The following is an 11,804-nucleotide window of genomic DNA, read 5'->3' as shown; positions in this document are numbered from 1 at the left end:
TCTCGCTCCCCCCGGGGCGCTCTGGGTTTTTTGGGGGGGGGGGCGCGGGGGGGCGTGTGCCGCAGGCCCCCCCCCCCCCCCCAGGGGCGCGGGGAACTGCGCGATCGGCCCCAATGAACCGGCAGCCGCAGTCAGTCAGGAACCCCAACGGCGAATAGGCACCCCCGCCCAAGCCGACGCAGTGCCATGGCACCCGGTCCGCGCGACGCCACAGGTGCACGCGGACCGGGGCCGTCAAAGAGAGCCCCGAGGGCTCAGTGGGACGAGAGTTCGCGCGGCTCCAGGGCGGCCGCATGCACGTCCATCTGCTCTGCGGCAAGAATCGCCGCCGCCGTATCGGCCCTCGACGCGGCCACGACCAGGGCGCGTCCGGCGAGGGCGTGGGCCCGCTCGTGCAGGGCCATGGGGTCGTCGTCGGACAGCGCCACAGACATGCGGACCGGCGCAGCGCCACCCCGCAGTCGCGTCACCTGCGCGGCAAGCCGCTCGGCCGCGGTGTCCAGGTCCCCGGAAGGGCTCGCACCCCGCAGCTCGTCCGTGACGGCGAGCAGCGCACCGAGATGACCCGCGAGCTGGATGTCCAGCTCCTCCTCGCGGGAGCGGTGCGGAAAGTCGGAGGTGGTGCCGGCCATCGTGCTGTGGACAGACCCCTTGCGGGAAGGAGGTGTGCGGATCGGTTCGTACATGGAGGGCCTCCCGTGCTGTCAGGAAACCATCCTAGCTTAGATTTCGTCTAAAGTTGGCTGTAGCCATCGAGGAAGTTCCCGATCCGGGTGACCGCGTCCCGCAGATCCCCGACCGACGGCAGGGTCACGACCCGGAAGTGGTCGGGCTCGGCCCAGTTGAACCCGGTCCCCTGCACGACCATGATCTTCTCGCGGCGCAGCAGGTCCAGGACCATCCGCCGGTCGTCCTTGATCTTGAACACCTTGGGGTCGAGGCGCGGGAAGAGATACAGCGCGCCCTTCGGCTTCACACAGGTCACGCCCGGGATCTGGGTGAGCAGCTCGTACGCGACGTCCCGCTGCTCCTTCAGCCGCCCGCCCGGCAGCACCAGGTCGTTGATGGTCTGCCGCCCGCTCAGCGCGGCGACCACGCCGTGCTGCCCCGGCATGTTCGCGCACAGGCGCATGTTCGCCAGGATCGTCAGACCCTCGATGTACGAGTCCGCGTGGGCGCGCGGCCCGGAGATCGACATCCAGCCGACCCGGTAGCCCGCCACCCGGTAGGCCTTCGACATGCCGTTGAAGGTGAGCGTCAGCAGGTCGGGGGCGACGGCGGCGGTCGGGATGTGCGTGGCGCCGTCGTAGAGGATCTTGTCGTAGATCTCGTCCGAGCAGACGAGGAGGTTGTGGCGGCGGGCGATGTCGGTCAGGCCCTTGACCATCGCCTCGTCGTACACCGCGCCCGTCGGGTTGTTGGGGTTGATGATGACGATCGCCTTGGTGCGGTCGGTGACCTTGCGTTCGACGTCGGCGAGGTCGGGCATCCAGTCGGACTGCTCGTCGCAGCGGTAGTGCACGGCGGTGCCGCCGGAGAGTGAGACGGCGGCGGTCCACAGGGGGTAGTCGGGCGACGGTACGAGGACCTCGTCGCCGTCGTCGAGCAGGCCCTGCATGGCCATCACGATCAGCTCGGAGACGCCGTTGCCGACGAAGACGTGCTCGACGTCGGTCTCGATGCCGAGGGTCTGGTTGTGCATGACGACCGCACGGCGGGCGGCCAGCAGACCCTTCGCGTCGCCGTAGCCGTGCGCCGTCGAGACGTTGCGGAGGATGTCCTCCAGGATCTCGGGCGGGCATTCGAAGCCGAACGCCGCCGGGTTGCCGGTGTTCAGCTTGAGAATGCGGTGACCGGCCGCCTCGAGCCGCATCGCCTCCTCGAGCACCGGGCCGCGGATCTCGTAACAGACGTTGGCGAGCTTGGTCGACTGGATCACCTGCATGTCTGGGAGCTTACGGCCCGGTAACGCGTCTTGGCCCGTGTTATCCGCCACGTGAGACGTGGGGTTTGGGGCGTTATCGCCGGTAGCTGTCCCACGGGCCCCGCCCGTCTCTAGAATGCGCGGTCATGTCCAGGCCACCCGAGCACGAATACGGGACACCTCAGGGTCCGCCGAACGTGTACCACCCGCAGCCGGAGTCCGCTCCCCCGTACGAGGAGTACGCCGATCCTGCCGTGGCGCACGGGTGGCTGAACGCGTATGACGAGACGCGGGAGATGCCTCCGGTGGTGGACGGGGCGTATGTGCTGCCCCCGCCGACGGACAGGCCCTCCCGGCGGAAGCCCAAGCGCTCCGCGGGGAGGCGGGGGAATGGTCGTCGGGCGTCTGACGGTGCGTGGGGGCTTGTCGCGCAGTTCCCCGCGCCCCTCAAGGGCGCTGTCGTTGCCGGAGGTGTGGTGGGTGCCCTGATCGTCGGGTTCTCATTCGCCGGGTCTTCCTCCGGGCCCTCCGGTGGCGCGCAGGGCAAGGAGGAGAGTGCTGCTCCGACGGTGACCGCTTCGGATTCCTCCGGTGGGGTGGTTGCCAGCCCGTCGTCCGGCGGTGGCGTGGAATCGCCCCCGGCGGCCTCCCCGAGCCCGAGTGTCTCCCCGAGCCGTACCGCGTCCGAGGGTGAGACCCGGGAACCCTCGGCCGGGGCCTCCACCGCGGGTGCCACGACGACGCCCACCGCCACCGTGAGTGCGTCGAGCCCGGGCCGCTCCGGCCGCAACCCCGGACACGGCCAGGGCGCCAGCAAGGGTCCCAAGTAGCGGTAACTCCTTGCCCAACCACTCACCTCCCCCTCACAATGCACATGTCAAATCTCGGGCGGCCGGAAAATCTCCGGTCGCCCAAGTCGCAAGAGGGGACCCCCACATGAAGAAGCCTCTCCTCGCCGTGCTCTCAGCCCTGGTGATAACCGGGGCGGGCATGGCACCCGCGGTCGCGGCGCCTCTGCTGACGGACGGCGCGGCCACGAAGACGACGACGAAGACGGCCACGCCCACCATCAAGGCCGTCAACTTCGCCGGCACCGTGGCGCTCAGCAACTGCTCCGGCTCCGTCATCCGCTTCCCGAACTCCGCGGACACCGACCCGGCGCTCGTCATGACCAACGGCCACTGCCTGGAGACCGGGTTCCCGGAGCCGGGCGAGGTCATCGTCGACCAGGCCTCCAGCCGTACCTTCAGCCTGCTCAACGCCTCGGCCGGCAAGGTCGGGACGCTGCGCGCGAGCAAGGTCGCGTACTCGACGATGACGGACACGGACGTCACGATCTACCAGCTCACCACCACCTACGCGAAGATCAAGAGCTCGTACGGCATCAGCCCGCTCACCGTGCAGGACACGCACCCGACCGCGGGCACCGCGATCACCGTCGTCTCCGGCTACTGGAAGAAGACGTACGCCTGCAACGTCGACGGCTTCGTCTACCGCCTCAAGGAGGGCGACTGGACCTGGAAGGACTCGCTCCGTTACACCTCCGCCTGCCAGACCATCGGCGGCACCTCGGGCTCGCCCGTCGTCGACAACGCCACCGGCAAGGTCGTCGCCGTCAACAACACCGGCAACGAGGACGGCGAGCGCTGCACCGAGAACAACCCCTGCGAGGTCGACGCGAGCGGCAACGTGACCGTCCGGCAGGGCATCAACTACGCCGAGGAGACCTACCAGATCCCGGCCTGCTTCACCACCGGCAACAAGCTGAACCTGAGCGCGAGCGGCTGCACTCTGCCTAAGCCGTAGCTTTTTTGGGGAGCGATCGGTCGTTGGGTGTCTGCGACGCCGCTGTGGCTTGTCGCGCAGTTCCCCGCGCCCCTGAATGGGGGCCGGCGTTCCGTCACATGGGACTGTGACGGACCGCTCTGCCCGCCAGTACGTCTGTCCGTCGGCCGTCCTCGATGACGAAGCGGCCGTCGATCAGGACGTGTGGGATGCCCGTCGGGAGGGTGCGCGGGTTTTCGTATGTCGCCCCTGCCGCCACCGTCTCCGGGTCGAACAGCACCAGGTCGGCCTTGTAGCCCTCGCGGACCAGCCCCCGGTCCGGCAGCCGAAGCCGGGCGGCGGGCCGTGAGGTCAGATGTGCGACGCACTCCTCCAGCGACAGCACCCCCAACTCCCGCACATACCGGCCGAGATACTGCGGGAAGGTGCCGTACGCGCGCGGGTGCGGCTTGGTGCCCTGGAGGATGCCGTCCGAGCCGCCGGTGTGGACGCGGTGCCGCATGATCGCCCGGACGTTCTCCTCGTGGCCCACGTGCTGGAGGATCGTCGAGCCCAGCCGGTCCGCCAGCAGCAGCTGACGGGCGGTGGCCCACGGGGCCTCGCCGCGCGCCTGCGCCGACTGCAGGATCGTACGGCCGACGAAATCGCCCAGCCCCGCGTCCGCCACGCCCGAGATCTCGATCGTGTCCCACTCGATGGGCACGCCGTGGCAGCCGTCCGCGCCCACCACCTCCATGTGGTGCCGGATCCGCTCGGCCGTCTCGTCGTCCGCCAGCCGCTTCAGGATCGCCTCGGGTCCGCCCTCGCTCGCCCAACTCGGCAGCAGCGCCACGAGGGTGGTGCAGCCGGGTGTGTAGGGGTACGTGTCGAGGCTGATGTCCGCCCCGGCCGCCAGCGCCTCGTCCAGCAGGGACAGCAGCTCCGGTGCCCGGCCCTTGTTCACGCCGAAGTTCATGGTGGCGTGCGCGAGATGGAGCGAGCAGCCCGCCTCCCGGGTGAGGGCCACCATCTCCTCGTACGCCTCCAGGGCGCCCGCCCCGTACGAGCGGTGATGGGGGCAGTAGTAGCCGCCGTACTCGGCCACCACCCGGCACAGCTCGGTCAGTTCGGCGTCCTTGGCGTACATGCCGGGCGTGTAGGTGAGTCCGGACGACATGCCGACCGCGCCCTGCTCCATGCCCTCGGCGACCAGCCTGCGCATCCGGTCCAGCTCGGCCGGGGTCGCCTCGCGGTCCTCCCAGCCGACGGCGAGCATACGGACCGTCCCCTGGGGGATGAGATAGGCCGCGTTCACCGCGATGCCCTGGTCCAGCCGGTCCAGATACTCGCCCACCGAACGCCAGTCGAAGTCGATGTCGTCGCCGTGGCCGTTCCAGCCGGTGATCGCGCGGCGCACCTCGGCGAGCGTGCGGTCGTCGACGGGGGCGTACGACAGCCCGTCCTGCCCCAGGACCTCCAGTGTGACCCCCTGTGCGGCCTTGGCGCTGTGGTCGGGGTCCCGGAGCAGGGCCAGGTCGCTGTGGGCGTGCATGTCGATGAAGCCGGGGGACAGGACCAGCCCTTCCGCGTCCAGCTCCCTTCGCGCCTTGGGGCGCTGGCAGCCCGCGGCGGCCGCCTCCTTGACGACCGAGACGATCCTGCCGCCGTCGACCACCACGTCCGCGCGGTACGAGGGCTCACCGCTCCCGTCCACGACGTCCGCGTCCCGGATGACGAGCTCTTCCACGGCCTGCCCCCTAGAAGAAGGTTCGGATGTAGTCGACCACCGTGCCGTCCGCCTCCGTCACCGGGATCAGCTGCCATTTGTCGAAGGACGTGCACGGGTGGGACAGGCCCATGCCCAGCCAGTCCCCGACCTCCAGATCCGCCTCGTCCGTCGTCCGCAGCCAGGCGTGCTGGTCCGACAGCGCGGTCACCGAGATGCCGGTGGCCGGACGCTCGGCGCCGTCCCGCCGGACGACCTGGGCGAAGGGGAGGTCGAGGTCGTACGCCGCGTCGCGCTTGCCCGCGTTGACGAAAGCCTGGTCGGCGGAGGGCCGGGAGACGACCTGGGCCCAGAGCCGGAAGGCGGGCTCCAGGGCGCCCTCCTCCGGGACCCGGTTGAAGGGGGTGATCTTGCGGTAGTGCCCGTCGTCGTGCGAGACATAGGCGCCGGAGCGCAGCAACTTCAGGACGGGGGCGGAGAGTTCCGGGATCTGCGCGAACACGTCGGCGACCGCGTCGAACCAGGCGCTGCCGCCCGCGCTCACGACGATCTCGTCAAGCCCCGCGAACCGCCCCGCCTTGTCGAAGTCCACGGCCAGCGCCACCAGCCGCCGCAGCCAGGCGTGCACCCGCTCCGGGTCGGCCTGCGGGACCTCGCCCTCGTAGCCCGCGACACCGACGAGCCGTAGCGTCCCCGTCCCGGCCACGGCATCGGCGATCGCCGCGCACTCCGTCTCCGTACGGACCCCGGTACGGGCACCCTCACCGGCCGCCAGCTCGACCACGACGTCCAGCGGCCGGGCGGCACCCCGCAGCGCGGCGTCCATCAGCTCCACCCCGCGCACGGAGTCGACGTAGCAGACGAGCCGGAACCCGGGGTCGGCGTCGAGCTCGGCCGAGATCCAGCGGAGGGCCGCCGGATCGACCAGCTCGTTGGCGAGGAAGACCTGCTGGATCCCGAACGCCCGTGCCACGCGCACCTGGTGCGGCACCGCGAGGGTGATGCCCCAGGCGCCGCGCTCGATCTGCTGCCGGAAGAGCTGGGGGGCCATGGTGGTCTTGCCGTGCGGGGCGAAGGCGAGGCCGTGGCGCATCGCATACGTCTCCATGAGCGCGAGGTTGTGCTCCAGGCGCTCGGCCGACAGGGCGAGGACGGGGGTCGCGAAGCCGCCGCTGAAGAGGTTGCGGCGCTGGGCCGCCAGCTCGCCGACGGTCAGTCCGTCGGCGTCCGGCGGGAGGCCCTTGAACCGGTGGTCGACGCGTTCCCCGGCGAGCCGGGCGAGAGCTTCCGTGACCATGAGGCCTCCCTGATCAGCTACGTTGCATCGACTGCAACACGCGTTGCGTATATCGCTCACCGCTGTCTAACATCTCGGCCACGCGGGGTCAACGACCAGCCGTCCGCCCGCCACACCGCCGAGGAGTTACGACGATCGTGACCACGACCGGACCTGGCAATGCCCCCGACGGCGCAGATGTCGTCGAGGTCGTCGAGGTCGTCACGCTCGGCGAGTCCATGGTCACGTTCCTGCCCTCCCGTCCCGGCCGCCTCGCCGACGTCCCCTCCTTCGACCGCGCCATCGGCGGCGCCGAATCCAACGTGGCCTGCACCCTCGCGGCCGCCGGGCACTCCGCGCGCTGGGTGAGCAGGGTCGGCGCCGACGGGTTCGGCGACCACCTGGTCGAGGCGATCGGGGCGTACGGCGTCGACGTCACCGCCGTACGACGGGACCCGGCACGCCCGACCGGCATCTACTTCCGCACGGCCGGCGACCGGTCGACCGCCGCCCACGAGGTGGCGTACTACCGCACAGGATCCGCGGCCTCCGCCATGGCGGTGGAGAACACGGACCTGAACGCGGTGCGCGCGGGCCGGGTGCTGCATCTGTCGGGGATCACGGCGGCGTTGTCGGCGGACTGCCTGGGGCTGATGCGCGAGCTGACCGCACCACGGGCCGGCCGCCCGCTGATCTCCTTCGACGTCAACTACAGGCAGGGCCTGTGGCCGGACGCCGACGGAGCGGGGGTGCTGCTGGAACTGGCGCGCGGCGCCGACGTCTTGTTCGTGGGGGAGGACGAGGCGGAGGAGGCGTGGGGGGTGAGGGGCGGCCCGGATGCGGTTCGCGCTGCGCTGCCGGAGCCGGGTGTGTTGGTGGTGAAGCAAGGAGGAGTGGGGGCTACAGCTTTCGTGTCGTCCGCGGGCAGTCGTGGGCTGGTCGCGCAGTTCCCCGCGCCCCTGAAACCGCCCGGCGGCCACGCCGCGCCGCCCGCGGGCAGCCACTCCGCGGAGCCCGCGGGCAGTCGTGCCGCCAGGGCGGCTCCCGACCCGAAGAGAGGCGGCACCCCGTCAGCGCGGGCGAGCGACACCTCCCCCCGCCCAGCCCCGACCCCGGGCACCTTCGTTCCCGCCCTCGCCGTGGACGTCGTAGCAACAGTCGGCGCGGGAGACGCCTTCGCCGCAGGGTTTCTCTCCGCCACCCTCCGCGACCTCCCCCTGAGGGACCGCCTACGCCACGGCCACCTGACCGCGGCAGCCACCCTCACCGCCCAAGGCGACCTCGCCCCACCCCCCACCCGTCACCACGCCGACCGCCTCGCCGCCCTCGACGACGACGCGTGGGGGAGACTTCGACTCGGCCCCGGCTGGACGCAAGCCGATGATCACGCCCTGGAGCGAGCCGTCGATCGGGCCGACGAGGAGGTACGTACGCCATGAGCCAGACCGTCGACCGCGCGCTCAGCATCCTGCCGCTGCTCGCCGAGGGCCCCGCCGACCTCGGCCAGGTCGCCGACCGCCTGGGCGTGCACAAGTCCACGGCCCTCCGGCTGCTGCGCACGCTGCACGAGCACGGCCTCGTCTACCGCCAGTCCGACCAGCGCTACCGCCTCGGCGCCCGCCTCATCGCCCTCGCCCAGGAGGCCATGGAGAACCTCGACATCCGCGAGATCGCCCACCCCCACCTCGTACGCCTCAACGAGCAGTGCGGGCACACCGTCCATCTCGCCGTGTACGAGGAGTCCGAGGTCCTCTACATCGACAAGGTGGACAGCCGGTACCCGGTCCGTATGTACTCACGGATCGGCAAGCCGGTCGCCATCACCGTCGCCGCGGTGGCGAAGCTGCTCCTCGCCGACCTGCCCGAAGGGGAGCGCCGGGCGCTCGCCGACAAGCTCGACTACCCCATGTACACCTCCCGATCCACCCCCAACGCCCCTGCTTTCCTACGGGAGTTGGACAAGGCGCGCGAACAGGGCTGGGCCACCGACCTCGGCGGCCACGAGGAGTCCATCAACTGTGTCGCCGCACCGATCCGCGGTGCCGACGGCCGGGTCGTCGCCGCGATGTCGGTCTCCGCACCGAACGTCGTCGTCACCGCCGAGGAACTCCTCACCCTGCTCCCGCTGGTGCGCCGCACGGCCGACGCGATCAGCGGGGAGTACTCCGGAAGAACGCCCGTGACGGACACCGTATGACGCACATGACGCACATGAAGGGCACCGCATGACCGAGAAGATCGCACTCACCCCCAAGACCCACACCACCCCGCCCGCGAAGTTCTCCCACGGCGTCAAGAAGGGCAACATCCTGCAGGTCGCCGGCCAGGTCGGCTTCCTGCCCGCCGAGGAGGGCAAGCCCCCCACGCCCGCCGGCCCGACCCTGCGCGAACAGACCCTCCAGACCCTCGCGAACGTCAAGGCGATCCTGGAGGAGGGCGGCGCGAGCTGGGACGACGTGATGATGATCCGCGTCTATCTGACGGACGTGGACCACTTCGCCGAGATGAACGGCATCTACAACACGTACTTCGAGGAGCAGGCGCTCACCGCCCCGCCCGCCGCGCGCACGACGGTCTACGTCGGTCTGCCCGCGGGTCTCCTGATCGAGATCGACGCGCTGGCCGTACTCGGCTGACGTCCCCTCAACTCCCGCACGTCGTATACGGCATGGCACCTCACGCGGCGCCGTGCCGCGATCCCCCCTGCCCGAAAGCCCATGCACTTACGTAGAGGACCCCCAATGTCCTTCCCGCTCGCCGCAACTGCCCCCGCCCCCGAGACCCCCCACCACACCGGAGGCCTGCTCCTCCTGGTCGACGGAACGGCGGGCCTCCTCACGGTCGCCGCCATCGGCATCGCGCTCCTCCTCTTCCTGATCATCAAGGTCAGACTCCAGCCGTTCGTCGCCCTGCTCGCCGTCTCCATAGCCGTGGGCCTGCTGGCAGGCCTGTCCGTCACCGAACTCTTCGGCACGGTCCAGCGTTCGGACGCCGTGTCCACCATCGAGACCGGCATGGGCGGCATCCTCGGTCATGTCGCGATCATCATCGGCCTGGGCACGATGCTCGGCGCGATCCTCGAAGTCGGCGGTGGCGCGGAGGTGTTGGCGTCACGCCTGCTGGGACTGTTCGGCGAGAAGCGGGCCCCGCTCGCGATGGGCCTCACGGGCCTCATCTTCGGCATCCCGGTCTTCTTCGACGTGGGCATCTTCGTGCTCGCGCCCATCGTCTACGCCGCCGCGAAGCGCTCCGGCAAGTCGATCCTGCTCTACTGCCTGCCCCTCCTCGCGGGCCTGTCGATGACCCACGCGTTCCTGCCCCCGCACCCGGGTCCGGTGGCCGCGGCCGGTCTGCTGCACGTGGCCCTCGGCTGGGTCATCCTCATGGGCGTCATCTGCGGCATCCCCGCCGTACTGGCCGCCTGGGTGTTCTCCGCGTGGATCGGCCGCCGCATCTTCGTCGCCGTACCGCAGGACATGGTGGAGGCGGCGGCCGAGGCCAAGCTGGCAGCCCCCGCGCGGAGCGCGGTAATGGATCGCAGTAACGAGCAGCGAGAGCAGGGCGTCGAGCCGCGCGAGCACCCGGTGCCGCTGGGCATGGTGCTGGGCATCATCGGCACCCCCCTGGTCCTCATCCTCGCGGCCACCTTCTCCTCCATCGCCCTGGACCCGTCCACCGGCCGCTCGGTGATCGAGTTCTTCGGCCACCCGTTCGTGGCCCTGACGATCGCGCTGCTTCTGGCGTACTACCTGCTGGGCATCCGCCGCGGCTGGTCCCGCAAGTCCCTGGAGACGGTGTCGACGGCCTCGCTCAAGCCGGTCGGCAACATCCTGCTGGTGGTCGGCGCGGGCGGTGTCTTCGGCGCGATCCTGAAGGCGAGCGGCGTGGCCCAGGCCCTCTCGGACACCTTCCACGACGTGGGCCTGCCGGTGCTCGTGCTGTCGTACCTGATCTCGGTGGTCCTGCGCGTGGCCCAGGGCTCGGCAACGGTGGCGATCGTCACGACGGCCGGCATCGTCGCGCCACTGCTCTCCGAGGGCCACCACTCCCAGGCCTTCGTCGCCCTCGTCATCATGGCCATCTCGGCAGGCTCGATCTTCGCCTCGCATGTGAACGACGGAGGCTTCTGGATGGTGGCCAAGTACTTCGGCATCACGGAACGGGACACCCTGAAGACGTGGACCGTGCTGGAGACGGTGCTGTCTGTGGTCGGGTTCGTGGTGGCAGCCGTGCTGAGTCTGGTCGTGTAGATGCCCGATGGCGGCGATTGCGGTGGCTGGGGTGTGCTGGTCGGGCCGCGGCGGTCGCTGCCGCCTCCGGGTCGTCTGCAGACCGCCGTTTCAGCGGGCTTGTTCGTGTAGGCGTCTCATAACGAAGTTGGGGCCGGCTGTGTCCGCCACAGGATCTTCGACCATACTGCCCGCTGTGGAGCAGCGCATAGGATCGAGCAGCCAGCCCCTGAAGGGCGAGCCCGTGACCGGTGCCGGGTTCGACCCGGCCTTCATCCCCGGGCTCACCTCACCCGTCTCCGAGAAGCCGGAGGAGGTCGAGGCGGAGGACGTCGAGTCCCCCGACTCCGGGCTCGAGGTCGGGGACCTCGCGTCCGAGGAGGCGGAGACCGAGGCCGAGGAGCAGGAGCCGGCCGCGGAGGACCAGGCCTCCACGGACGAGGACGAGGCCCCCGACGGCCCCGTCTTCGAGGCCTCCGACCGCCGGGCGAAGATCGTCGCCGACGCCAAGGGCGTACGGCTCTCCCTCGACGACCAGGAGTGCGAGTTCCGCTGGGACGAGATCGGTGCCGTGGAGACCGAATCGCCGCGCTTCGGCAAGCGGTTCACCATCACCGTCCACACCCCTGACCGCCGCTGGTACCCGATCGAGATCGAGGCGACGGCCAGGGCGGTCTTCGGCGAGTGGGAAGAGCAGCTGGACGCGGTCCTCGACGCCTACTTCGACGATGGTGCGGGGGAGTCCGAGACCGAACCCGAGGCTGAAGTCGAGACCGAGGCCGAGGGCGACTGAACCCGCTGGCTGCGGCCGAGCCGAAGAGCGCACCCGTGGACGACCACCGGCAGACCGCCCTGGTCGTCCACGCGTACACGGCAACGGTTCGA

The 11,804-nt window shown here is 70.4% G+C and carries 11 protein-coding genes; 7 read left to right on the top strand and 4 right to left on the bottom strand.

The window, feature by feature from the left end; genetic code table 11:
- Positions 1–254 precede the first annotated feature (254 nt).
- Together ACWDAG_RS29000 and ACWDAG_RS28995 are read right to left on the bottom strand one after the other, a co-directional pair.
- Positions 255–686 carry an SCO4983 family protein gene (locus ACWDAG_RS29000; RefSeq protein WP_450698493.1) on the bottom strand — a complete coding sequence of 144 codons (432 nt, stop codon included), beginning with the start codon at positions 684–686 and terminating at the stop codon, positions 255–257.
- Between the two features lie 47 nt (positions 687–733).
- Positions 734–1,945 carry a pyridoxal phosphate-dependent aminotransferase gene (locus tag ACWDAG_RS28995; RefSeq protein ID WP_450698492.1) on the bottom strand — a complete coding sequence of 404 codons (1,212 nt, stop codon included), beginning with the start codon at positions 1,943–1,945 and terminating at the stop codon, positions 734–736.
- Positions 1,946–2,070: 125 nt separating this feature from the next.
- On the opposite strand from ACWDAG_RS28995, the gene ACWDAG_RS28990 reads away from it, so the two are divergent.
- Both ACWDAG_RS28990 and ACWDAG_RS28985 read left to right on the top strand, forming a co-directional pair.
- On the top strand, positions 2,071–2,754 hold the full coding sequence (locus ACWDAG_RS28990; protein ID WP_450698491.1) for a hypothetical protein: 684 nt from the start codon (positions 2,071–2,073) through the stop codon (positions 2,752–2,754).
- Between the two features lie 106 nt (positions 2,755–2,860).
- A complete protein-coding gene (locus tag ACWDAG_RS28985; protein WP_450698490.1) occupies positions 2,861–3,730 on the top strand; it encodes a S1 family peptidase in 870 nt (289 codons plus the stop codon).
- A gap of 94 nt (positions 3,731–3,824) precedes the next feature.
- Here the strand turns inward: ACWDAG_RS28985 and ACWDAG_RS28980 are convergent, their stop codons facing one another.
- Positions 3,825–5,435: an N-acyl-D-amino-acid deacylase family protein gene (locus tag ACWDAG_RS28980; protein ID WP_450698489.1), complete on the bottom strand. Its 1,611-nt coding sequence runs from the start codon at positions 5,433–5,435 to the stop codon at positions 3,825–3,827.
- A 10-nt stretch (positions 5,436–5,445) separates the two neighbouring features.
- Positions 5,446–6,711 carry an amino acid deaminase gene (locus tag ACWDAG_RS28975; protein ID WP_450698488.1) on the bottom strand — a complete coding sequence of 422 codons (1,266 nt, stop codon included), beginning with the start codon at positions 6,709–6,711 and terminating at the stop codon, positions 5,446–5,448.
- Between the two features lie 137 nt (positions 6,712–6,848).
- Here ACWDAG_RS28975 and ACWDAG_RS28970 point away from each other — a divergent pair, with 137 nt between their 5' ends.
- The 5 genes from ACWDAG_RS28970 to ACWDAG_RS28950 all read left to right on the top strand — a co-directional run bounded on the left by ACWDAG_RS28970 (position 6,849) and on the right by ACWDAG_RS28950 (position 11,712).
- Positions 6,849–8,129, top strand: a complete 1,281-nt coding sequence (locus tag ACWDAG_RS28970; RefSeq protein ID WP_450698487.1) for a sugar kinase — start codon at positions 6,849–6,851, stop codon at positions 8,127–8,129.
- Positions 8,126–8,887 carry an IclR family transcriptional regulator gene (locus tag ACWDAG_RS28965; RefSeq protein ID WP_450698486.1) on the top strand — a complete coding sequence of 254 codons (762 nt, stop codon included), beginning with the start codon at positions 8,126–8,128 and terminating at the stop codon, positions 8,885–8,887. The genes ACWDAG_RS28970 and ACWDAG_RS28965 overlap by 4 nt, the downstream gene beginning before the upstream one ends.
- Before the next feature lie 28 nt (positions 8,888–8,915).
- Positions 8,916–9,326: a RidA family protein gene (locus ACWDAG_RS28960; RefSeq protein ID WP_450698485.1), complete on the top strand. Its 411-nt coding sequence runs from the start codon at positions 8,916–8,918 to the stop codon at positions 9,324–9,326.
- A 105-nt stretch (positions 9,327–9,431) separates the two neighbouring features.
- The gene (locus tag ACWDAG_RS28955) at positions 9,432–10,940 is read left to right on the top strand and encodes a GntP family permease (RefSeq protein ID WP_450698484.1); all 1,509 of its coding nucleotides are present in this window, start codon (positions 9,432–9,434) and stop codon (positions 10,938–10,940) included.
- Between the two features lie 175 nt (positions 10,941–11,115).
- Positions 11,116–11,712 (top strand): hypothetical protein, encoded by a 597-nt coding sequence (locus ACWDAG_RS28950; protein WP_450698483.1) that lies wholly within the window; start codon positions 11,116–11,118, stop codon positions 11,710–11,712.
- Positions 11,713–11,804 lie beyond the last annotated feature (92 nt).

The organism is Streptomyces sp. NPDC001157 (assembly GCF_053598255.1).
This window is presented reverse-complemented; position numbering and strand designations above follow the sequence as displayed.

Excerpts from the sequence above, each read along its gene's own strand:
- ACWDAG_RS29000 (WP_450698493.1), bottom strand. The coding sequence starts at position 686 with ATGTACGAACCGATCCGCACACCTCCTTCCCGCAAGGGGTCTGTCCAC.
- ACWDAG_RS28995 (WP_450698492.1), bottom strand. The coding sequence starts at position 1,945 with ATGCAGGTGATCCAGTCGACCAAGCTCGCCAACGTCTGTTACGAGATC.
- ACWDAG_RS28990 (WP_450698491.1), top strand. The coding sequence starts at position 2,071 with ATGTCCAGGCCACCCGAGCACGAATACGGGACACCTCAGGGTCCGCCG.
- ACWDAG_RS28985 (WP_450698490.1), top strand. The coding sequence starts at position 2,861 with ATGAAGAAGCCTCTCCTCGCCGTGCTCTCAGCCCTGGTGATAACCGGG.
- ACWDAG_RS28975 (WP_450698488.1), bottom strand. The coding sequence starts at position 6,711 with ATGGTCACGGAAGCTCTCGCCCGGCTCGCCGGGGAACGCGTCGACCAC.
- ACWDAG_RS28965 (WP_450698486.1), top strand. The coding sequence starts at position 8,126 with ATGAGCCAGACCGTCGACCGCGCGCTCAGCATCCTGCCGCTGCTCGCC.
- ACWDAG_RS28960 (WP_450698485.1), top strand. The coding sequence starts at position 8,916 with ATGACCGAGAAGATCGCACTCACCCCCAAGACCCACACCACCCCGCCC.
- ACWDAG_RS28955 (WP_450698484.1), top strand. The coding sequence starts at position 9,432 with ATGTCCTTCCCGCTCGCCGCAACTGCCCCCGCCCCCGAGACCCCCCAC.